The organism is Porticoccus sp. Uisw_050_02, assembly GCF_047729555.1.
Classification (GTDB): domain Bacteria; phylum Pseudomonadota; class Gammaproteobacteria; order Pseudomonadales; family Porticoccaceae; genus Porticoccus.
In genome coordinates this window covers 1013417-1034438 of sequence record NZ_CP159825.1, presented here as the reverse complement: position 1 = coordinate 1034438, position 21022 = coordinate 1013417, and the positions used below count along the sequence as shown (strand labels likewise).

Below are 21022 nucleotides of genomic sequence, written 5' to 3'. Positions count from 1 at the left end.
CAATTTTCAAATCACTGATAATGAGCTCACTGTATTTTTAGCAATTAAGTAGATTTTATCAAAAAAATTGAAGGAAGAGCAAGCAGGATAATGATTGTTGCTGTGAGTAGTGTTTTTATTTCCCTAACTCATCCTTTAGTTTTTTCTTACAAAGGGTAATTTAACTTAGCTTAGTTTGATTTTGAGGTATAAAGATTTCATCTTTTTAATACAAGATGCTTATTTACGTATTTTCAATTTCAGCTATTTTGTATGGGGGTGGGTACTATTAATAACAAGGAAGCGGAATATAGCCCCCCATGCCCTAAATTTAGTCTACATTTTAGTCTACATTTGAAAGTTTTATTATGAAGAAGGCTTGAAAGCCAACGGTAGTAGTGGGTACAGAGAGGTATAAAATAAACGTGGTGCCCAGAGACGGAATCGAACCGCCGACACGAGGATTTTCAATCCTCTGCTCTACCAACTGAGCTATCTGGGCGTAATAAAGATGAAACAATGGACCTGCAAAAAGAAGCGCGTATTAAACCTCCTCATCTTTGTATCGTCAATAGTATCGCAGTAAATTACTTTGAAGTGGACAAATACCCTTCAGCTTGATCAATTTCTTCGCCCGAAAAAAACTTATCTCTTTGTTCATTTAGATAGGTTCTCGCTGTGAGGTCCATCATATTTAAATGCTTCTCATTAATCAGCCGAGTTTGATGCTCTAGCCACTCATCCCAAGCTTCCTTAGAAATGTTGTCAAAAATCTCAAGTCCTTTGGGTCCTGGAAAGGGTTGGGTGTCAAGACCTTTTGATTCCTTGCCTATTTTTTTACAAAACACCATACGTGCCATAAGTTAACCTCTTTTTTGTTTAATTTCACCTAGTAGGCTTGCTATAGGTTTGGCTATGCCGATCTCTAATGGTGTGTTGGGGTTATACCAGAGAATGTCCTGCTTAGCTAAAGCACTTTGAGGATCACATTCTATCATGACTGGCTGGTAATCTAGATGAAAGTGGCTAAAAGTATGACGTTTAGTTGGAAGTATTGTCCATGATTTTGCGGACTGATTAAGGTGCTCGCAAACAATAGAGATGTCTTTTTCATCGTCACATTGAGGGAACACCCATAGCCCGCCCCAAAGTCCTTTAGACCGGCGTTTTTGTAGTAAAAATTCACCACTTGAATTAGAAATCATCAGAAAAAAACAAGTTTTTGTGGGGATTTTTTTGGTAGGTTTTTTTGCCGGATAACTTTCTGGATTTCCTGCATTAAAGCTTTTACAGTCAGATTTAACAGGACATTCCTGGCATCTAGGTTTTGTTCGGGTGCACAGGGTAGCACCAAGGTCCATGATCGCCTGCGTGTAGTCTGCTGTCCTTTCTTTTGGCGTACGCTTTTCGGCAATCCCCCATAGGATTTTTGTCGTTGCGCTTGCCCCAGGCCAACCGCTGATAGCTTCATGCCTTGCAAGCACCCTCTTGACATTGCCATCAAGAATGGATGCAGTTTTCTGATAAGCAATAGCGTATATTGCTCCTGCTGTCGATCGGCCTATTCCTGGCAGGTCTTCTAGTTCCTCCAAACTTTCCGGAAAGTTACCATCTAGGGTGGATGTGAGCAGCTTTGCTGTCTTGTGTAGGTTCCTGGCGCGAGCATAGTAACCAAGTCCACTCCAATGATGAAGGACTTGATCTTCGGTTGCTCCAGCTAGACTTTTTAGGCTAGGAAAGCTGGCCATAAAGCGTTGGTAATAGGGGATCACAGTGCTAACTTGAGTTTGCTGAAGCATAACCTCGGAAATCCATACTCTGTAGGCCGAAGGATTATGTTGCCATGGCAGATCTTTGCGACCATACAGATCAAACCATTGCAGCAATTTAGACGCAAATAACTTTGCGTGGTAATCTGGGGTTATTTTACGGACGGCGATAACCACTATTTAAACAGGCCTTTTAGTAACGTATCCATGATCTGCTCTTTGACGTCTTTAGGCTCAGCTCCCCCGCTTTTTTCTGCACCTGCATCAGATTTGGAATTTAGTAAGCTGTTAATGAGTTTTTCTTTGATTGTCTCTTTTAAGAGCTGTTTGATAAATCCTTTTTCAGGAAGGCATCTCATGCTGCCATCTGGTGCAAATGAGCCGCTGCAGCGCAGAGGTAGATCTTTATTTCTTATGCTTTTGCTTTTAATGGGACAACCGGATTCAGAGGTTTGGTCCCCTTTAAGGTTAGCCTTTATTAGTACACTATAAGTTTGTTCTTTTAGGTTAACTTGACCATCCCCGGAGATAGCAAGATTGCCCAGACCACTGGTTAGACTAGGTATGGTAACGATTTTATTGTCTAATGAAAATTTGGTTTTTAAGCTCTGTAGTTCAGTGTAGTTAGGCCATGATTGGCTGGACAGGGCACGTTTTTCTATGATGGACGCCATCTCACAATAGCTTTGTTCCACATTAATTATGTTGAGCTTCAGGTTTTCTGCCAACAGCTCACCGGCCCCATGCATATTGTCGATTAGTATATCTTGAGTATCTCCTCGACTAGTTGCACTAAAATCTGCGGAGAGCGTCCCACTGATATCTGATAGATCCACAAGAGATGATAGCGCTTTATTTATATTAATATCCTTGAGCGTGTTGGAAAATTCTATACGAGGCATGTTGCTGCTGAGATCAATTCTTGTCGTTGCTTGGAAGACGCCATCAAAAACTTCTCCAGACAGGTCTGTTATTTCTATGACCTTGTTGTTGGAAAATAAGTTCAGGTGAAGTTTGCTAATAATGATTTGATCAACACTAAAGCTATCCAGGCTTATCTCGATATGACCCTTGCCGCCCTCCAGTAGAGCAAGAGGTACAACAATAGGAGAAAGCAAAGCTTGTGCGGCAGATCCTTTGTGATTTGATAGCTGGTCATTAGTAGCTTTTTGGTCAACTTTTTGCAAGGCTGTAGGCAGAATTAAATCAGTACCTCTGAGCTTTATGTTGAGTTTGCGGGGGCTAGTCAACTTCAGCGAGGCATCACCGTTAATAGTGAAATCATCCGAGTTAAACTTAATATTATCTAGAGTTAGCAATTTTTCTAGCTGATAGTTAGCATTAAAACTTAAGGCAATGGGCAGATTTTCGATGCCATTAACGCTCAACTTTGTGGATTCTAGCGCTATCATTTTTTCTTTTTCATGAAATATAATTTGAGAGCTGAAAGTTACATCAATTGGAATTGGATAGTCTGGATGGATGGTTGAAAATTGTAATCCTACAGAAAATGGTTTTTCATCTAAATTAAGATTTTTTCCGGTAAGATTTAGTTTTTCTACAACTGTTTTCTGTTGGGCTGCTGAGACAACAGTAAGCTTAGCATTCTTGAGATTTAGGCCATCAATAGCAAGCTCGAAGGGGAGGGCTGGAATGCTTATATCTTGTTTTTTTGTGGAGGTAATTTTAGTCGAGGCGACGACAATATTTTCAGCTTCTGCGGTTGCCTGAATGGTAATGTCTGCACCATAGATCGATATCGTCTTGAGGCGTACGGTGCTAGACAGTAGAGCCATCCAGTCTAGACTGAAGTCAGCCTGCTCAAAACGAATCTCCGGAATATTTTTTCCTGATATCGATGTAGCGCCGGCATTAACTGCCAGATTTGGGAAGAATGACCAGCTAAGATCACCATCTATTGCTAGATCGACACCATTTTCTTTGGCAAGTTTTGATAGCTCAGGTTTATAGCTATTTGGATCTACGCCTACCATTAAAAACGATGCCGTTGTAATAGCAACTATGCCAAGTAGACATATTACCCAAATAAAAGCTTTTAATAGTTTCAATTAGATCGCTCCTGTGGCGACATTTTTGTATTTATCCCAACATCCACCAAAACCATAGACTGCTAAGTAGGTTACCATAGGTTAGCATTTTACCTGTAGGTGCTTTATTTATTCTAGTTAATGAAGCTTCTTGTATCTTTTGTTTATGATAAAAGTGGAAATTTAAGGGCATATAAAAATTATTCCTAATATAAGTTGCAATAAATATACCCTTATTCTGGAAGGGCTCCTTCGCTAGCACTATAATGAATGAGAATGGGCTGAATGAAATTTTTTATGTATGATCATCTTGGTTTATAGAATGATGGTTGTTCTAACAAGTCTGAATGAAAAGAATCTTGTTTTATATAAAGTGTTTTGGAGAAATACATGACGCAACGAAAAGCTAAAGTGAGTCGCGACACGCTTGAGACTCAAATCTCTGTTGAGGTTAATATTGACGGCACAGGGCAGGCAAGCTTTGAAACTGGCGTACCATTTCTTGACCATATGCTCGATCAAATTGCGCGACATGGCCTCATAGATCTTACTGTGAAAGCTAAAGGTGACACTGAAATAGATGATCATCATACAGTAGAAGATGTGGGCATCACTATTGGGCAGGCGTTCAAACAAGCGCTCGGAGATAAAAAAGGTATTCGTCGCTATGGCCATGCTTATGTACCTCTAGACGAAGCTTTATCTCGTGTTGTTGTGGATTTTTCGGGGCGCCCTGGATTAGAGATGTTTGCTGATTTCTCTCGCCCTAAAGTTGGAGATTTTGACGTAGATTTAACCTATGAATTTTTTCAAGGATTTGTTAATCATGCAGGAATTTCACTGCATATTGATAATTTTCGCGGCAATAATGCACACCACCAAATTGAAACAATTTTTAAGGCATTTGGCCGCGCTTTGCGTATGGCCGCAGAGTTTGATCCAAGAATGGCAGGAGTGATGCCCTCAACAAAGGGGTCACTCTGAAATACTTAAATTTGATCATCTCATTGAAAAATTACTGAATAGAGGCTTTATGCAGCTATTTTTTGTGCCGTAACCTCCGCTAAATTAGTTTGTCGATTATTCGGCAATGAAATTTTACCTAGTTACTGATAATTACTTATGTTAGCCAAACTTAAAGATTGTTTAAGCCGATTTAACATAAAAGACGCGCTTTTTTTGTCAATGCTCATTCATGGGATACTGATAACAGATCTATTGATTTTAAAATTTGATAAAGCTGAAAGTAGCAAAGAATTGATGAACTTTGAGGCTATTCTGTTATCAAAAAGTGTTCTAGAGCCTTCTCCTCCTTTGGCAGAAAAAGCCTCTGAGGAGGCTGACTCAAAAATAGTAGAAGAATTCGAACCAGAAATTACGAAAGATAATATTGCATCTATACAGGAAGAGATAACTCCTGTTGAACCCGAATCAGTTCAACAGCAGCAAGAATCAGCAGTATCCGCTCCAGAGCCGGTCGAAACTCCAGAAGTAGGAGAGGATGATGCAAGAAATGCTGGATTGGCAGCATTAGATGACTTTAGTCGGCAATTTGCAATGCATGTTGCACAATATAAAAAATACCCCAGAATTGCCCAACGTCGAGGATGGCAAGGAGAAGTCGTCCTGCAGGTTAAATTGACACATCAAGGGAAATTGATCACAAAAGAGCTAAAAAAATCAAGTGGGTTTAAAGCTTTAGATAAGGAAGGCTTAGATATGATCGATAGGGCAGCACCCTTTCCAGCGCCGCCAAGTATTTTAAGTGGAAAAATATTTACAATTTTAGTGCCAATTAAATTTACATTGCTTTAACTTTATCAGGAAAAAATTATGTGGGAAGTAATTCAGGCTGCAGGTTGGCCAATATGGCCATTAATTTTCACTTCCATAGTGGCTTTCGCAGTTATCATGGACCGGCTAGTTGCTTTGCGAGATAGCGTCGTAATTCCAGAAAATTTAGTTAGCGATCTAGAATTACAGTTACAGGATGGCCCGCTAGATAAAGAGGTGTTAGAGCGGCTCAGTAAAAGCTCTTTATCAGGCTTAATGCTAGCTACTGCTATTGAAAATCAAGGCGAGTCACCGGAAATTCTTAATGATGCTATCGTGAAGACAGGTGACTCTATTAGTCATCAATTAGAAAAATATCTTTTTATTTTGGCAATGATTTCAACAGTAGCACCCTTGCTGGGACTGTTTGGCACAATTGTGGGAATGGTGGAACTATTTAGTTCTTTTACAAGTAATGGTCAAGATGTGGAACAGTTTGCACGTGGAATTTCTGTTGCACTGTATAATACTGGCGGTGGTATTGTTGTAGCAATCCCAGCTATGATTGGTTATAAAATTTTTCGTGCAAAGATAGATCATCAGATTCATGTTATGGAAAATAATGCGCAGCGAATAATTAATTTTTGCAGTGTTGAGGGTAAATAAGCATGCGCTCAAAAAGAAGAAATCACGATGACGATATAGAACTTAACTTTATTCCGTTAATAGATGTTTTATTAGTAGTGATTATCTTTCTAATGGTAACGACGACGTTTGCGAAGTTGAGCGAAGTTAAAATTAATTTACCTATCGCTGAAAAAAATCAAGTAAATGAAGAAACGGCACCCATTAGGGTCGAAATCACCGAAGATGGCCATTATTTCATCAATAACGAGCCCCTGGTCTCCACTGAAATTGAAAGTATCGCGAACGTTTTGAGAGAACTTGCGCAAGACAAGCAAGACACACAAGTCATTATAAGCGCTGATGCAAACGCTCGCCATCAGTCTATCATTAACCTCATGGAGGCTGCTCGAAAAGCTATGCTGAGCAAGATTGCGTTTGCCACAAAATCTAATAATGAATAGTAATATTATGGAGAATAATTTTAAGTTTACCTTTAGGCTAAAATTTGCCTCCCGGCTTCATTAGGTAAAAATTGCGTAATTAAAAACCCCACTGGTATCAAGGGATATGACAGATTTTCGTACAAAGATTGCCGTACTAGATTATGGTATGGGGAACCTTCATTCTGTTTCTAAAGCTTTGGAGTATATAGCTCCTCGAGCGGAAGTGATTGTGACGGAAGATCCTGTAGAAATTGATAGTGCTGATCGCTTAGTTTTCCCTGGCGTAGGCGCCATGCGCGACTGCATGTTAAATATTCGGCGTCTTGGGTTTGACAAGCTAATACTCAAAGCGATAACTGAAAAGCCAGTTTTGGGTATTTGTCTGGGAATGCAGGCATTGCTGGGGCATAGCGAAGAAAATAATGGAGTTGAGTGTCTGGATGTCTTTTCGGGCAGCTCTAAGTTCTTCGGCCATAATATGCGTGATACCAGTGGAGAAAAGCTAAAAGTACCCCATATGGGCTGGAATCGTGTTCACCAAGAAATGGACCACCCTATGTGGCAAGGTATTGAGCAAGATGCGCGTTTTTACTTCGTGCATAGTTATTTTGTCGAGAATAACTTTACAGAAATTGTAGCTGGAACCACTGATTATGCATTTAAATTTGCAGCAGCACTCACGACAAAAAATTTATTTGCTGTGCAGTTTCATCCGGAAAAAAGTCATTCGTCTGGGTTGCAGTTGCTCGAGAATTTTGTGACCTGGAAGGGTATCTGAGGACCTCAAAGAGCACTTATTTTTTTATATGAGTCAGAATATTTTGCTGAGCATGTGTGCACCAAGGCATGCATATATTTTGTGTGGTGTGTAGTTAACCTATAGGAATAAATTTTTGCTAATTATACCGGCTATTGATTTAAAAGACGGACAGTGTGTGCGCTTAAGGCAGGGTCGCATGGAGGACTCTACAGTATTTGATGGAAATCCTGTAGATATAGCGGGACGCTGGGTTGATGCTGGAGCTCGCCGATTGCATTTGGTTGATCTAAACGGTGCTTTTGCCGGCAAGCCGGTAAATAGTGACGTAGTTGCTGCTATCTCTCAAGCATATCCTGAACTACCTATTCAGATTGGTGGTGGTATCCGTAGCGGCGATATTATCGAGACCTATCTTGCCGCAGGCGTGATGCATGTAATCATAGGGACCAAGGCTGTAAAAGATCCGAGTTTCGTGACAGACATGTGTAAGCAATTTCCTGGTCATATTATTGTTGGTATTGATGCAAAAAAAGGTCTCGTAGCAACTGATGGCTGGGCTGAAGTGACAGATGTTAAAGCTACAGACTTGGCTAAAAGATTTGAGCATGATGGCGTTAGCGCCATTGTTTATACTGATATTGATCGCGATGGAATGATGCAGGGCGTTAATGTTGAAGCTACTGTATTAATGGCAAAGGCCTCTTCTATTCCCGTTATTGCCTCAGGTGGAATCACTAATATGGAAGACATTGTGGCGCTCAATGGCGTGGTTAAGCCTGGTATTTACGGTGCTATTACCGGAAGGGCAATCTATGAAGGAACTTTAGATGTTGCCGCCGCCCAAGATTTATGTGATCGGCAATCAGTCAAGTAGGAATCTAGCACTGTTGGCTGACAGGTTTTATCTATTTAAGAAGCAATTCTATCAAGGCCTTCTGTGAGTGAAGTCTGTTTTCAGCCTCACTCCATACTACAGACCACTGAGACTCCATGATGGTCTCGCTTATTTCTAGCCCGCGATATGCAGGAAGGCAATGCATAAACAAAGCGTCAGCGGCAGCTAAACCCATTGCCGCTTCGTTCACCTGAAACCCAGAAAAAGCTTTTTTTCGTAGCTCACTTTCTGATTCTTGCCCCATAGAAGCCCAGGCATCAGTTGCCACTAAGTTGGCTCCAGAGATGGCTACAGTTGGATCACGCACTAATGTGACGTGACTACTTAATTGATTGAGCAGTGTGGAGCAGGGTTCGAATCCTTTTGGACAGGCAATCAGAAGTTCAAAGTCAAGCATTTCTGCTGCATGCATATAGGATTGACACATGTTATTACCATCCCCCACCCAAACGACTCGTTTCCCTTGAATGCTACCTCTGTGCTCAATATATGTTTGCATATCTGCAAGCAGCTGACATGGATGATGATCATCGGTTAGAGCATTAATCACAGGGACTGAGGAGTACGCTGCAAAATTTTCAATTGATTGCTGGCTGAATGTCCTCATCATGACGATGTCTACCATGCTTGAGATTACTCTTGCCGAATCTTCTATGGGTTCGCCGCGGCCAAGTTGCGTATCGTTAGGGGAGAGAAAAAGTGCATTGCCACCTAGTTGAGCCATGCCTGTTTCAAAAGACACCCTAGTTCGTGTCGAAGATTTTTCAAAGATCATCGCCATAACCTTGCCTATGAAAGGCTGATAGATAACCCCTTTATGTTGGGCTTGCTTGAGTTCAGCGGCTCTCTCTAAAATTTTTTTAAATTCTTTTTTTGATAAATCTTTGAGTGTTAAAAAATGTCTAGGTGTCATTTCTCTATTATCCTTGTTCGATCACATCAGTGAGAATATTGACTAAAAGTTCAGTTTGTTCATTCGTGATATTAAGAGGGGGAAGTAGTCGAATGACTGATCCAGCGGTAACGTTAATTAACAGTCCCTGCTCGGCTGCACTATCAACTAAATCTTTGCAAGGAAAGTCGAGCTGAACCCCAATCATGAGACCTTGGCCCCGTATATCGATCAATTTCGAGCAATTTAAAAGCTTGTGTTGAAGTTGCTCCTTGATATAGTTTCCTTGCTCTTTAGCCCTTGAGCAAAGCTCTTCATTGATGATGGTTTCTACAGTAGCAAGCGCCGCAGCGCATGCTAATGGATTTCCGCCAAAGGTGGATCCATGACTACCAGGATGCATTAAATCAGCTGCTTTTTTACCGGCAAGACAGGCCCCAATAGGGACACCGTTGGCCAAGCCCTTGGCTGTAGTTACAATATCGGGAAGAAGGTTATATTGCTGGTAGTTAAAATAAGACCCGGTACGGCCGTTACCTGCCTGAATTTCATCTACTATCATCAACCAGTCATGTTCATCGCAAATTTGACGTATTTGCGGCAGATAGTCTGCATCAGGAACTATAACTCCCCCTTCGCCTTGTATTGGCTCAACTAGAATCGCGACTATATTCTTGTTATTTTTAGCAATTGCATTGATTGCATCAATATTATTGTAGGGAGCCCGAATAAATCCCTCTAGCAGCGGCCCAAACCCAGTTTGGTAGCTTTTGCTCCCCGTAGCTGACAATGTCGCTAATGTTCTACCATGAAAAGAATTTTCCATCACAATAATAGTGGGTGCAGAAATATTTTTTCCACTTCCAAATAATCTTGCCAGCTTGATCGCAGCCTCGTTAGCTTCAGCCCCAGAGTTGCTAAAGAATAATTTCTCCATACCAGAGATAGCTCTTAGTTTTTCTGCTAGCCGCTCTTGTGTCTGAATGTTGTAGAGATTAGAGCAGTGGATAATAGATGCAGCTTGAGTCGATATAGCTTCTGTCACGGCAGAGTGTGCATGCCCTAGGCCACAAACCGCAATCCCTGATAGCGCATCTAGATACCGCTTGCCGAGATCATCCCATACCCAGGAACCTTCGCCTTTGCACAGGGTAAGTTTTCTTGTACCGTAATTATTCATTAATGCACTGCTGGTCATACTTGTTACTCTGCTATCTATGAGAAATAAGGATTAAGCCGCTGCGCTAACTTAAGAACGAAAAAAGGCAGCTGCTGCTGCCCACAATCAGAATACTATAAGGATTTTCTTGAATTGGCAATGGCTAGAAGGACTGATTAATAGTCCTCTTTCGGGGGCTTAATTTTCACCTTGCGGCGCCCAAGCCAAGACCATAGGCCCGTTATAGCTAAAAAGCAGGTTAACAAACCAATAAAGTCGAAAAATAGAACACCTATGTTGCCAAAAAAACGTCCACTATGTAAATCTAAAATAAGCGTCTCTAGAGAAATGCCAGGTAGTTGCGAGTCTTGATTGAGTTTCAGTCTAATCTCTGACGGGAGAGATCTTGATGTTTGCCACTGTTTAATTTCAGTCTTGCTAGGCAGAATCTCAAGTGTTTCAAGATCTAACGATAATATTTGTGAATTAGATTTGATGAAGGTTGTATTATAAAAGTATCCGAGATTGGTTGTGTCTTTAGGTAAGCCGTTTGACAGATTAATTTTTTCTACAAGCTCTCCACTAGAGGTAAGGATAACTAGCTCATCAGTACATAACGCTAATAAAAATTCAGGCGTTACCACACCACTAAGAAGGGGAGGGTTGCAGCTAGCAACAGGCTCAGTATCCAGAAATAATGTCCTCTCCCCAGGATGATGTAACCATTTTTCGCCAACTAAAAAACCTGACAACGAGGCTGTTTCAAACCCATACCAATCAAGCAGCCATGCTGAGCTTAAGATTTTTTTATTGAGCCCTGCAGCTGGCGAATGATTTAACAATACCCCTGTGATAGCGAGAAGAACTAGCATTAGCGTTACCGATAAGCCAACTCGTCGATGCCACCGCAGGTTAAAAGAAATATTTTTTGGTTTACTTTGCATCAAGTAGGGACTTCCTATGGTGGGGTATGGGTATTTCTTATCGTTATTTCTTTAGGGTCAATACTTGTTGATGGTAAAAGAGGGCAAGTCTAGCCGTCTTGTTGAGCGCCCTAACCGATAATGTTGCCCCTGTAATACCATCGATATATTGGTCTAATTTATAATCAGTCGTCATTTTTACATTCTTATACTGATTCGTAAATGATGGATAGCGGACTTCCCATCCGCGTGTTTCTCTAAAAGCTAAAACCTTCACATGCTGTATGTGAAAATTCTCCAGAGTGCCGTTTACCAAGATACCAATAGTGATGGGCTTCTCTTTTCCAATTTCCTCTAATATCCAAGCAGTTTTTTCGCCTTCCTGATAGTACCTAACACGCATTCCTCTGACATTGCGACCAAGAATGTCACTTGATTGCTTTTTTAGCTCCGGAGTCAGCCAAAGTGATTTAGCTTCAAGTATTGGCGAGTTGAAATTTTCAGATAAAAAATCAGGGGTCGTTTGATAGGTTTTACTGTATACATTGCTTGAGATCAAAGCGGAGAGGACCATATGTAGAAAAAAGAAAGCTACATATGTAGCTTTCTTTTGAGTACCCTTTTTTTTGAGGGACAACAGGCCTACAACTTTAGAGATAATATTAATTTTAGAAACTCCAGCCAACGCCAACATTATAACCCTTGTATTCTGCCCCGCTGTCATTGTTTTGATCAAAGTAGTCTACTTTAAGCACGACTTGCTCATGTATCCAGTAATTGAAACCAAGATCAGCTTGTTTTTTCTCTGATCTCTGGTTGCCGCCAGCAGTATTATCATACTGGTTGAAGCGAGCAAAGACTCCTAGCTTGTCAGTGATTTGGTAAGATGGCTCAACATACCAACCTTCTTGTTCATCTGCGCCCGCTTGGATGATTTCGATATCGCTATCGAGATCCCAGTGAGCATATAGCGCCCTAAAACCGAATGGACCGTTTTTATACGCCACATGCGCTTCAATTAGGAGGGCGCTAATACCTTCTTTTCCAGATAGCTTTTCACCCTGCCAGATATCCCCTTGATGCTGAACGGTGGTTGCTAACTCAAGACCTGGTGCACCGGTGTATTTTAGACGAGCTGTATATGCAAGATCATCACCTTTGGCTTTGCTGACCTTCTGACGACCATCGCGAATTTTATAGTTGCCAGCACTCGGACTGATATACAGGCCCGAATGAGCGCCCGCATCATAGCTAAGGCCTTCACTGATTTCGCCGCTGAACATTGCACCACCTTCCCACCATGTAGACGGGATAATATTTTTCTCGATAGGGTTGCGCTCTGTACCATAGAAAGTTTCAGGCTCATGTGTTTCGTTGAGCATGCCAACAGGTATCAAGAATACACCTGCCTTGGCCCTATGGTTGTCAGCGTAGTCGTATTCGACATAAGCCTGTTCTACCTCAACTTCACCAGACTGTCCTTCACCAGCAACACTGTGTTCGATCTCAAATTCTGAAAAAAATCTTAACTTATCGTTGTATTGATGGCCTGCAAATAATACAAATCTATGGAGGTCAAACTCATTTTTTGAGTCTGCTGAGTTGTCAGAGCTATGATTATTGTAATGAAGCTCGCCATAGCCACCTATACTTGTCTTGCTGGCCCACTCAGCTAGCTTTGCTGCTGGACCTGATGTGACTTCTTCTACAGCAACAAATGCAGATTCAGTTTTGGCGTCATTCTCAGACAGACCTTTTTTTAAGCTATTTATTTCTGCTTGTTGTTTTTGGATCAGCTCCCACATTTCATCCAAACTGGGTCTTGAGTTAGCCTCTGCTGAAAGAACAGCAAATAAAACTAGTCCGACTGTCATTATGCCTCGCAACATAGATCCTCCTTTTTTAATCAATTTTTATGTTAAGTGAGAGAAGTAGAGTTGGCGCAAGTAAAGAATCGCATAAACTGTATCGCCATTTTGATAATCATAACCTATCTAAATGCAAATGAGAACAGTTATCATTATCATTGTTCATTAAAAAAATAATATGGATTTTTGGCTTGTATTTTTTCTTGAAGAGGTAGCGGTATTGCTATAACATGCAGTCCCTTCATGGTACAAGTGAATTAGTTAAGTCGTCATGATAAGTAAGAAAATTTTATTATTAGCTGCATTTTTTTTTAGTTTTTCTTTTAATGTTCATTCAAGTACAGCGCACAGTATTGAGCATTTTGGTTATGATCATAGCGGTTCCGCTGAATGCCAAGATTGCAACCTAAGACAACAAACAGCCAAGCTACTTAATCCTCTAGAATTTTCTGATTTTAGCCTATTAGTTTTTTCAGCCCCCAAAAGTGATATCTACGAAGACAGTCAAATTTTTCGCAGACTATTGCTGACAAAGCAACCCCAAGCCCCATAAGCAATTCCTAGAAGTAAAACTTAGTTTAATTATTTTTTAGCTAAATTCTTTATAGGAATATTACTATGCGTCATTTTATGTTGTGCATTCTTGCGGTGTGCTTTTCAGCACATGCTGAGAACGTCAAAATTAATATACAAGAAATACCAGTAACAGCGAATCCGCTTAATTTATCTTCTAGCGAGATGGTTGCCCCGGTAAAGATAATCAGTAACAGCGACTTAAGAAAAAATAGCTCTGCTTCTCTTGGGAGAAATTTAAAAAACATACCAGGTATAAGCAATAGCGGGTGGGGTGATGCCATTGGTCGACCAGTTATCCGTGGAATGGATGGCAATCGAATCAAAATCCTTAATAATGGCATGGAGGTGAATGATGTTTCTGCCATGTCAGGCGATCATCCTGTAGGCATAGATGCTTTACCTGCAGATCAAATTGAGATCATAAAAGGTCCTACATCTGTGATTTATGGAGGTGGCTCTGTTGGTGGAACTATTAATATTATCGACCATGCTATTCATACTGAAATCAGTAAAGGACTTCATGGCACCTATGATTTAAATCATGGCGGTTCTCTTAGAGAAACCACAAACTCGCTTTCAGCAGATTATGGTTTTGAAAACATCATGCTGCATTTTGATGGATTTAAACGTGACAGCAAGAACCTAAAGATACCTGGCGACTCGGTATCATCCAAGCTCAGCAAATCAAGGGCAGCAGAGGGCGAACCCCTTGCCAGGTCAGCTAATGGCAAAAATACACTCAATAATTCATATAATGACAGTCAAGGAGGTTCTCTTGGAGCGTCCTACATCTTCGATGATGGATACACTGGTTTTTCATACAAGGGCTATGATCTGGAATACGGTAATCCAATTGAAGATGGCGCAATGATGGATGTTGAGTCAGATAGGTATAATTATGTATACCAAATAGATAACCTCTGGTCTGGCATCAATAGCCTAAAGTTTGATACAAGTTATACTGAATATGAACATAGTGAATTAGAGCCAAGTGGTGAAGTCGCTACTCAGTTCTTAAGAAACACCTATGAGGGGAAAATTGAGCTAACTCATTCTCTGATTAGTCAAGCAAAAGGTGTTGTCGGCGTTGATTTTGGGGCATCGAGATTTACTAAAAATCTTGGTGATCCAATGATCGCAAATAACGATTCCAAAAAAATATCATTATATATGTTGGAAAAGTTTTCTTTTAGCAACCAAGAGCTTACATTGGGTCTGAGGCAAGGTTACGTCAGATATAATGGCAATGATTTTGTGAGTGATGATGGATGTACTCACGATTACACAGAAGAAAAAGATTGTGAAGCTTCTGGTGGAGTCGAAAACTCAACTAGCTTCGAGGACTCTGAAAAAACATTTCAGACTTCAAATATATCCCTAGGAACAAAGATGCAGTTAAGGTCTGATCTGTCGCTAGGTGTTACTTTGAGTCATATACAAAGAGCGCCTGCTTACGAGGAATTATTTGCATATGGTCACCATCATGCGACAGAAACAATTGAACAGGGAGATAGAGGTCTTAGTGAAGAGCGCTCAAATTCATTGGATGTGACGCTAGAATGGGTTGGTAAAGATAAAGAATTTACATTCTCTCCTTACTATACTCGCTTTAATAGTTATATAGCCTTGTTGAATTCTGGACAGACTCAAAAACATCTCCATGAGGGCGAAGAAGAAAGTGAAGGTATTGGAGTTTATAAATATCAAAATATCCCAGCTGAATTTTATGGCTTTGAGTTCCAGGGTGGTTTTGACTTAACTAAAAACTATAAGTTAAGTATTTGGGGTGATTATGTCAGGGCTAAAAATAGAGATGGAAGTGATGATTTACCCAGAATACCGCCACTCACTTTAGGCGCTGCTGTCTTTGCTAACTGGGGCGGCCTAACGAGTGATTTAAGTATGAGGCAAGTTTTTAACCAGAGTAAGATAGGCAAGTATGAGCTCAAAACTGATGATTATTTTGACCTTGCGCTTAATCTAAGCTATCAAATTCCTGCAAAAAAATCGGTAAGCATTTTTATAAAAGCTGAAAATTTACTTGATGAAGATATTAGAGACCATGCCTCATTCATAAAAGATCAGGTTTTATCTGGAGGAAGGTCAATCACAGGAGGAATTTCATATAATTTTTAAAGAAATACGACTATCAGGTAATTATTCCATATTGCTCTACACAGGCCACTTTGGTTGTCTGTGTAGAGTAGGTAATAATTATACTTTTTGAATGGATAATTTTTAGGAAAGAAATGGGTTTAGCGAAATCAATAAAAGAGCTAAAATATCAACAAATGAATTTAGTTATATTTTGTTTCTTTCTGGAGATGTAAATTAATGGATATTATGGACACCATTCGCGAGCAAATAGAAGAGAACCCTATTATTCTTTATATGAAAGGATCTCCAAATGCACCGCAATGCGGTTTTTCTGCGCGCACTATAGAGGCGCTCACTGCTTGCGGTGAGCGTTTTGCTTTTGTGGACATATTGACTAACCCAGAGATTCGATCGAATCTTCCTCTATACGGAAACTGGCCGACATTCCCCCAGCTTTGGGTAAAAGGTGAGCTGATTGGAGGTTGTGATATTATTGCAGAGATGCATGCAAAAGGTGAGCTAGCCCCATTAATCAAAGAGGCGTCCCAAGCTGCTTGATTTGGTTTCTGGCTCCAAGCGCAGACGGCGTAGTTAGTTGTTAGTGTTTGCCTATAAATGCTATAGAAAATTACAATGTAACTGCCATCTTTGATAGTGTAATATTACCATTGTTATCTTAAAAGGATGATGAGATAGCTGACTGTCTTGGCTGTTTAATTACGACAAAAAGGAGTTTTATTATGGGAGTATTAGTAGGCAAACAGGCCCCAGACTTCACTTCTGGTGCGGTACTGGCTAATGGTGAAATTGTTGATGAATTTAACTTGCATGCAACCATCAAAGGAAAGAAAGCGGTCATCTTCTTTTATCCTTTAGATTTTACGTTTGTATGCCCTTCAGAATTAATTGCATTTGATCATCGTATCGAAGAATTTAAGAAACGAGGCGTTGAAGTAATAGGTGTTTCTATTGATTCTGTGTTCACTCATAACGCATGGCGCAACACAGCGATTAACGACGGCGGTATTGGGCAGGTAAGATACCCGTTGGTTGCTGATATGAAGCATGAAATTTGTCAAGCTTACGATGTTGAGTTTGGGGACGCTGGAGTTGCTTTCCGCGGCTCATTCTTGATTGGTGAAGACGGTATTGTGTACCATCAAATCGTTAATCATTTGCCATTAGGGCGTGATATCGATGAAATGCTTCGTATTATTGATGCGTTAAGTTTTCATCAAGAGCATGGCGAAGTATGCCCAGCTGGCTGGAAAGATGGCGATAAGGGTATGGCGGCATCTCCTGATGGGGTTGCATCTTATTTGGCAGAAAATGCAGATAATCTTTAATTTCGACAGACAAAATTAAAGATTATATTTTCAAGCTATTTGGGAATACTATAAAGACCGCAGAAGAATATTCTGCGGTTTTTTTTGTTAGACAGATAACTATTTTTTGGAGACTCTAGTGTCTATAGAAAGAATAATCGAGTTGGAAACTAAGCTGGCCTACCAAGAAGACACTATTCTTCAGCTCAACGATGTAGTATGTCGACAGCAAAATCAGATCGATGCGCTGCTCAAGAGGTATGAGCTATTGGCCTCATCAACAAAGATATTATCTGATAAGTTTTTAGAAGAGACTGAAGAAACAGTTAGACCCCCACACTACTAAATAATTGTGCTGTCACTCTAGCTAAGATTTACCTTAGCTCTCAGTCTCCACTTGATCACCTGTGGTGAAAAAATCCGACCCCATCATAGCTGTAGTATTTAAAATTCCCCTCCCTGAGACCGAAGGTATCAATATATGTGCTGGTTTTTCTAGACCATTAAGAAAAGGCCCTACAAGACGAGCATTGGTGAGCGAGCGGATCAAACCCAGAGCTATGCTTGCAGCATCCATGTTTGGCATAATCAATACGTTTGCTCTTCCGGTAATGTTGGTGCTATTACAAATAGTCTCCCTGAGTGTTTCATTGAGAGCAGACATAGCATGCATTTCACCATCAATTTCAGTATGAGAAATTTCAATGCGAAGTTTTTCCGCAGCTCGTTTCATTTTATGAGCTGACTGGTCGTCATACGTTCCGTAGTTGGAGTGTGATAGTAGAGCGACTTTGGGCGTGACGCCGCATCCTTTTACAAAATTGATCGCATCTTTTGTGATATCAACAATCTGCTCTTCAGTGGGATTTACATTAATAAATGCATCAGCCAGAAATAGCGGCCCATCATCCAATAGTAAAATGCAAACAGATGAAACGCTGCTGTTGTTATTGCGCGGAGGAATGATACTTGTAATCTTGCTGAGATGTTGGTCATAGCGACCAGATTTTCCGCAGATTAATCCGTCAGCATCTCCCAATGCCACCATGATAGATGCAATCACTGTATTGTCTGTATGTATTGAGTTCCTTGCGGTTTCCACAGAAATACCAGCACGCCCCACACATTTATGATAATGCCGCCAGTAATTTTCATGATGATCGCCATCCTCAGGATTAAAGATCTGCAGATCAACACCCGGGGTGATGCGTAAGTTCATTTCTTTGATTTTACGGTCAATTACAGCGGGCCGACCAATCAATATTGGCGTGGCTATTTTTTCGTCAATAACACCTTGCATAGCCCGAAGTACGTCATTATTTTCACCTTCAGCATAGGCTATTCTTGGCGGATTTCTTCGGGCTCTTTCGATCATAGGTTGCATAAATAGCTGACTACGATTGACGTAGCTATGCAGTTTATTCCGGTATGCTCGAAGGTCTTTTATTGGTCTGGTGGCAACACCACTTTTCATGGCTGCTTTGACAACGGCTAAGGGTATCTCTTCAATAAGACGAGGATCAAACGGCTTAGGAATAAGGTAATCTGGGCCAAATTTGAGGTCTTCTCCGACATAGGCTTTAGCAACTACCGGCGAAACTTCTCGGTGAGCTAGATCGGCAATAGCCTTTACGCAAGCTTGTTTCATTTCATCATTGATTGTGGTTGCCCCGCAATCTAAGGCACCCCGAAATATAAAAGGAAAACAGAGAACATTGTTGACTTGATTTGGATAATCAGAGCGGCCTGTTGCTATGATGGCATCAGGTCTAGCAGCCTTAGCCAATTCGGGCATAATCTCAGGCGTTGGGTTAGACATAGCAAGTATTAATGGATTGGGCGCCATCTTTTTGACCATATCTGCTTTTAGAATTCCTGGACCAGACAGGCCTAAAAATAGATCGGCGTTTGCTATAGCGTCATCAAGGGTTCTATCACTGGTTTCAACTGCATAATCTTCTTTCCAGGGGTTCATTCCAACCCCTCTACCTTTGTATATGACGCCATTACGGTCAATCATTCGAACATTTTCTTTGCGCAGACCCATCGTTACAAGAAGGTTTACGCAGGCAATACTTGCCGCGCCAGCGCCAGTCACAACAATTTTTATGTCCTCTATATTTTTTTCTACGATTCGCAGACCATTGTATATGGCTGCAGCCGACACAATGGCTGTTCCATGCTGATCATCATGGAAAACAGGTATGTTCATTCGCTCTCTTAATTTCTGCTCAATAAGAAAGCATTCAGGGGCTTTAATATCTTCTAGGTTGATACCACCAAAAGTTGGCTCAAGCGAGGCAACGATATCTATGAATTTATCTGTATCAAGCTCGTCAATTTCGATATCAAATACATCGATATTGGCAAATTTTTTAAATAAAACTGCCTTTCCTTCCATCACAGGTTTCGATGCTAGGGGTCCTATGTCTCCAAGACCCAAAACTGCGGTCCCGTTGGTGATTACACCGACAAGGTTGCCGCGAGCAGTAACTTTATCTACGTCTGCAGGGTTTTTTACAATATAACCACAAGCGTAAGCTACTCCTGGTGAGTATGCCATGGCTAGATCGCGCGCATTAGCCATTGGTTTGGTAGGTCGGATTTCCAGTTTTCCTGGCGAGGGTTCCATATGATAGCGAAGAGATCTTTCTTTGAATGAATCGTCCATCGTTCTTTCTCGTAATTTAAGGATCAGGGTAATTTTGGGTTAAATTCTAATACCCTGAGAATTCGATATTCTAACGCGAGAGTGAATATTATTCCTAAGAAAATTGCCTTATTCTAATTTTAATTATTGAGTTACTGGGGGGTTATGCTTTGAATATAGATTTATGATGTAAGCAACAATGTTATCAGCAACAGGTACGAGGCAAAAAGTATGTCGCTTATCCATTATATTGAATCTAATGGTGACGAATATGAGATCGAGCTAGCTCTTGATAATTCGGTGATGCAGAGTCCAGCAGAGTCTACAATTGACGAAATTCTAGCTGAATGTGGAGGGAAATGCCTTTGCGGGACTTGTCACTGTTATGTCGATGAAGATTGGGTGGGCAGAGTGGGGGAAGCGAGTGACGCAGAAAAAATCATGCTAGAAATGGTTGTTGACCCCCAGACCAATAATCGACTGAGCTGTCAAATAGTAGCAACTAAAAAAGTTAGACGGATTGGTAGTTAGGCTACCTAAATCGCAGTATTGATAAACCTAGGCCTGCTTAGGACGCTTACCAGCATGTTGTATGTAGATAATTTTCTGATTAATCCCAGCCTCCGAGCTCGCCCCACTTGTTGACTACCTTGCAGAATAATTCTGCAGTTCTTTCTGCATCATATAGTGCAGAATGAGCCTCACTATTATCAAACTCTATGTCTGCAGCCTTGCATGCTTTCGCTAAAACTGTTTGTCCGTAAGCTAGACCGCCTAATGTAGCTGTGTCAAAGCATGAAAAACTATGGAATGGGCTTTGCTTGATATTATTTCGTTTGGCAGCGCTGTTTAAAAAACCGAGATCAAAATGAGCATTATGGCCAACCAGAACAGCCCTACTGCAGCGAGCCTCTTTGGTTGCATCACGAATTTCTTGAAAAAATAAATTTAACACTTCCTCTTCATCTAAGGCTATGCGGTAAGGGTCATTTGGGTCAATTCCTGTTATATCGAGAGCGGCTTGTTCAATATTTGATCCTTCAAATGGAATCACCGAGTGAAAAATATTACAGTCTGGCCTCAATATACCTTCATCATCAATGGAGAGAGTGACGGCCCCAATTTCTAAAAGGGCATCTGTTTCGGAATTAAAGCCACCTGTTTCCACATCGACTACAACGGGCAAGAAGCCCCTAAATCTGTCCGACATTAATTGATGCATGAGTCCGCCACTTAAG

The 21022-nt window shown here is 40.8% G+C and carries 22 protein-coding genes and 1 tRNA gene; 12 read left to right on the top strand and 11 right to left on the bottom strand.

Going from position 1 to position 21022, the window contains the following annotated elements:
• Nucleotides 1-405 precede the first annotated feature (405 nt).
• From ABXT41_RS04975 to ABXT41_RS04960, 4 genes are all read right to left on the bottom strand, one after another.
• Nucleotides 406-481, bottom strand: a tRNA-Phe gene (locus ABXT41_RS04975).
• An 85-nt stretch (nucleotides 482-566) separates the two neighbouring features.
• Complete coding sequence (locus tag ABXT41_RS04970) at nucleotides 567-839, bottom strand: oxidative damage protection protein (RefSeq protein ID WP_415390423.1); 273 nt, start codon at nucleotides 837-839, stop codon at nucleotides 567-569.
• Between the two features lie 3 nt (nucleotides 840-842).
• Entirely contained in the window at nucleotides 843-1925 is a 1083-nt protein-coding gene (mutY, locus tag ABXT41_RS04965) for an A/G-specific adenine glycosylase (protein WP_415390422.1), read from the bottom strand.
• On the bottom strand, nucleotides 1925-3817 hold the full coding sequence (locus ABXT41_RS04960) for an AsmA family protein (RefSeq protein WP_415390421.1): 1893 nt from the start codon (nucleotides 3815-3817) through the stop codon (nucleotides 1925-1927). Before ABXT41_RS04960 ends, mutY begins: the two co-directional genes overlap by 1 nt.
• Before the next feature lie 369 nt (nucleotides 3818-4186).
• Between ABXT41_RS04960 and hisB the strand changes: the two genes are divergently transcribed.
• The 6 genes from hisB (at nucleotide 4187) to hisA (ending at nucleotide 8273) form a co-directional block, all read left to right on the top strand.
• Nucleotides 4187-4780 carry an imidazoleglycerol-phosphate dehydratase HisB gene (gene hisB, locus ABXT41_RS04955; protein ID WP_415390420.1) on the top strand — a complete coding sequence of 198 codons (594 nt, stop codon included), beginning with the start codon at nucleotides 4187-4189 and terminating at the stop codon, nucleotides 4778-4780.
• Between the two features lie 201 nt (nucleotides 4781-4981).
• On the top strand, nucleotides 4982-5611 hold the full coding sequence (locus tag ABXT41_RS04950) for an energy transducer TonB family protein (RefSeq protein ID WP_415391455.1): 630 nt from the start codon (nucleotides 4982-4984) through the stop codon (nucleotides 5609-5611).
• A gap of 18 nt (nucleotides 5612-5629) precedes the next feature.
• The gene (locus ABXT41_RS04945; RefSeq protein WP_415390419.1) at nucleotides 5630-6235 is read left to right on the top strand and encodes a MotA/TolQ/ExbB proton channel family protein; all 606 of its coding nucleotides are present in this window, start codon (nucleotides 5630-5632) and stop codon (nucleotides 6233-6235) included.
• A 2-nt stretch (nucleotides 6236-6237) separates the two neighbouring features.
• Nucleotides 6238-6657, top strand: a complete 420-nt coding sequence (locus ABXT41_RS04940) for an ExbD/TolR family protein (protein ID WP_415390418.1) — start codon at nucleotides 6238-6240, stop codon at nucleotides 6655-6657.
• A gap of 106 nt (nucleotides 6658-6763) precedes the next feature.
• Nucleotides 6764-7417 carry an imidazole glycerol phosphate synthase subunit HisH gene (hisH, locus tag ABXT41_RS04935; protein ID WP_415390417.1) on the top strand — a complete coding sequence of 218 codons (654 nt, stop codon included), beginning with the start codon at nucleotides 6764-6766 and terminating at the stop codon, nucleotides 7415-7417.
• Between the two features lie 115 nt (nucleotides 7418-7532).
• Nucleotides 7533-8273: a 1-(5-phosphoribosyl)-5-[(5-phosphoribosylamino)methylideneamino]imidazole-4-carboxamide isomerase gene (hisA, locus tag ABXT41_RS04930; RefSeq protein WP_415390416.1), complete on the top strand. Its 741-nt coding sequence runs from the start codon at nucleotides 7533-7535 to the stop codon at nucleotides 8271-8273.
• Between the two features lie 31 nt (nucleotides 8274-8304).
• Here the strand turns inward: hisA and argF are convergent, their stop codons facing one another.
• The 5 genes from argF to ABXT41_RS04905 form a co-directional block, all read right to left on the bottom strand.
• A complete protein-coding gene (gene argF / locus ABXT41_RS04925; protein ID WP_415390415.1) occupies nucleotides 8305-9207 on the bottom strand; it encodes an ornithine carbamoyltransferase in 903 nt (300 codons plus the stop codon).
• 7 nt (nucleotides 9208-9214) lie between these two features.
• Nucleotides 9215-10384: an aspartate aminotransferase family protein gene (locus tag ABXT41_RS04920; protein ID WP_415390414.1), complete on the bottom strand. Its 1170-nt coding sequence runs from the start codon at nucleotides 10382-10384 to the stop codon at nucleotides 9215-9217.
• 137 nt (nucleotides 10385-10521) lie between these two features.
• Nucleotides 10522-11289, bottom strand: coding sequence for a PepSY domain-containing protein (locus ABXT41_RS04915; protein WP_415390413.1), 768 nt, complete (start codon nucleotides 11287-11289; stop codon nucleotides 10522-10524).
• Nucleotides 11290-11332: 43 nt separating this feature from the next.
• The gene (locus tag ABXT41_RS04910; RefSeq protein ID WP_415390412.1) at nucleotides 11333-11962 is read right to left on the bottom strand and encodes an FMN-binding protein; all 630 of its coding nucleotides are present in this window, start codon (nucleotides 11960-11962) and stop codon (nucleotides 11333-11335) included.
• Nucleotides 11937-13157, bottom strand: a complete 1221-nt coding sequence (locus tag ABXT41_RS04905) for a porin (protein WP_415390411.1) — start codon at nucleotides 13155-13157, stop codon at nucleotides 11937-11939. The genes ABXT41_RS04910 and ABXT41_RS04905 overlap by 26 nt, the downstream gene beginning before the upstream one ends.
• Before the next feature lie 250 nt (nucleotides 13158-13407).
• Between ABXT41_RS04905 and ABXT41_RS04900 the strand changes: the two genes are divergently transcribed.
• From ABXT41_RS04900 to ABXT41_RS04880, 5 genes are all read left to right on the top strand, one after another.
• On the top strand, nucleotides 13408-13689 hold the full coding sequence (locus ABXT41_RS04900) for a hypothetical protein (protein WP_415390410.1): 282 nt from the start codon (nucleotides 13408-13410) through the stop codon (nucleotides 13687-13689).
• A gap of 65 nt (nucleotides 13690-13754) precedes the next feature.
• Nucleotides 13755-15848 carry a TonB-dependent receptor gene (locus ABXT41_RS04895; RefSeq protein WP_415390409.1) on the top strand — a complete coding sequence of 698 codons (2094 nt, stop codon included), beginning with the start codon at nucleotides 13755-13757 and terminating at the stop codon, nucleotides 15846-15848.
• A gap of 198 nt (nucleotides 15849-16046) precedes the next feature.
• On the top strand, nucleotides 16047-16367 hold the full coding sequence (gene grxD, locus ABXT41_RS04890; RefSeq protein ID WP_415390408.1) for a Grx4 family monothiol glutaredoxin: 321 nt from the start codon (nucleotides 16047-16049) through the stop codon (nucleotides 16365-16367).
• 182 nt (nucleotides 16368-16549) lie between these two features.
• On the top strand, nucleotides 16550-17155 hold the full coding sequence (locus ABXT41_RS04885) for a peroxiredoxin (protein ID WP_415390407.1): 606 nt from the start codon (nucleotides 16550-16552) through the stop codon (nucleotides 17153-17155).
• Between the two features lie 118 nt (nucleotides 17156-17273).
• Nucleotides 17274-17480 (top strand): SlyX family protein, encoded by a 207-nt coding sequence (locus ABXT41_RS04880; RefSeq protein WP_415390406.1) that lies wholly within the window; start codon nucleotides 17274-17276, stop codon nucleotides 17478-17480.
• A 33-nt stretch (nucleotides 17481-17513) separates the two neighbouring features.
• On the opposite strand, the gene ABXT41_RS04875 is transcribed toward ABXT41_RS04880, so the two are convergent.
• Nucleotides 17514-19805: an NADP-dependent malic enzyme gene (locus tag ABXT41_RS04875; RefSeq protein WP_415390405.1), complete on the bottom strand. Its 2292-nt coding sequence runs from the start codon at nucleotides 19803-19805 to the stop codon at nucleotides 17514-17516.
• Between the two features lie 210 nt (nucleotides 19806-20015).
• Here ABXT41_RS04875 and ABXT41_RS04870 point away from each other — a divergent pair, with 210 nt between their 5' ends.
• Nucleotides 20016-20315: a 2Fe-2S iron-sulfur cluster-binding protein gene (locus ABXT41_RS04870; protein WP_415390404.1), complete on the top strand. Its 300-nt coding sequence runs from the start codon at nucleotides 20016-20018 to the stop codon at nucleotides 20313-20315.
• 79 nt (nucleotides 20316-20394) lie between these two features.
• Here the strand turns inward: ABXT41_RS04870 and rnt are convergent, their stop codons facing one another.
• Nucleotides 20395-21006 carry a ribonuclease T gene (rnt, locus tag ABXT41_RS04865; RefSeq protein ID WP_415390403.1) on the bottom strand — a complete coding sequence of 204 codons (612 nt, stop codon included), beginning with the start codon at nucleotides 21004-21006 and terminating at the stop codon, nucleotides 20395-20397.
• Nucleotides 21007-21022 lie beyond the last annotated feature (16 nt).

Coding starts and splice junctions, on each gene's coding strand:
- ABXT41_RS04970 (WP_415390423.1), bottom strand. CDS start 839: ATGGCACGTATGGTGTTTTGTAAAAAAATAGGCAAGGAATCAAAAGGT.
- hisB (WP_415390420.1), top strand. CDS start 4,187: ATGACGCAACGAAAAGCTAAAGTGAGTCGCGACACGCTTGAGACTCAA.
- ABXT41_RS04950 (WP_415391455.1), top strand. CDS start 4,982: ATGCTCATTCATGGGATACTGATAACAGATCTATTGATTTTAAAATTT.
- ABXT41_RS04945 (WP_415390419.1), top strand. CDS start 5,630: ATGTGGGAAGTAATTCAGGCTGCAGGTTGGCCAATATGGCCATTAATT.
- ABXT41_RS04940 (WP_415390418.1), top strand. CDS start 6,238: ATGCGCTCAAAAAGAAGAAATCACGATGACGATATAGAACTTAACTTT.
- hisH (WP_415390417.1), top strand. CDS start 6,764: ATGACAGATTTTCGTACAAAGATTGCCGTACTAGATTATGGTATGGGG.
- argF (WP_415390415.1), bottom strand. CDS start 9,207: ATGACACCTAGACATTTTTTAACACTCAAAGATTTATCAAAAAAAGAA.
- ABXT41_RS04920 (WP_415390414.1), bottom strand. CDS start 10,384: ATGACCAGCAGTGCATTAATGAATAATTACGGTACAAGAAAACTTACC.
- ABXT41_RS04915 (WP_415390413.1), bottom strand. CDS start 11,289: ATGCAAAGTAAACCAAAAAATATTTCTTTTAACCTGCGGTGGCATCGA.
- ABXT41_RS04910 (WP_415390412.1), bottom strand. CDS start 11,962: ATGTTGGCGTTGGCTGGAGTTTCTAAAATTAATATTATCTCTAAAGTT.
- ABXT41_RS04905 (WP_415390411.1), bottom strand. CDS start 13,157: ATGTTGCGAGGCATAATGACAGTCGGACTAGTTTTATTTGCTGTTCTT.
- ABXT41_RS04900 (WP_415390410.1), top strand. CDS start 13,408: ATGATAAGTAAGAAAATTTTATTATTAGCTGCATTTTTTTTTAGTTTT.
- ABXT41_RS04895 (WP_415390409.1), top strand. CDS start 13,755: ATGCGTCATTTTATGTTGTGCATTCTTGCGGTGTGCTTTTCAGCACAT.
- grxD (WP_415390408.1), top strand. CDS start 16,047: ATGGATATTATGGACACCATTCGCGAGCAAATAGAAGAGAACCCTATT.
- ABXT41_RS04885 (WP_415390407.1), top strand. CDS start 16,550: ATGGGAGTATTAGTAGGCAAACAGGCCCCAGACTTCACTTCTGGTGCG.
- ABXT41_RS04875 (WP_415390405.1), bottom strand. CDS start 19,805: ATGGACGATTCATTCAAAGAAAGATCTCTTCGCTATCATATGGAACCC.
- ABXT41_RS04870 (WP_415390404.1), top strand. CDS start 20,016: ATGTCGCTTATCCATTATATTGAATCTAATGGTGACGAATATGAGATC.
- rnt (WP_415390403.1), bottom strand. CDS start 21,006: ATGCATCAATTAATGTCGGACAGATTTAGGGGCTTCTTGCCCGTTGTA.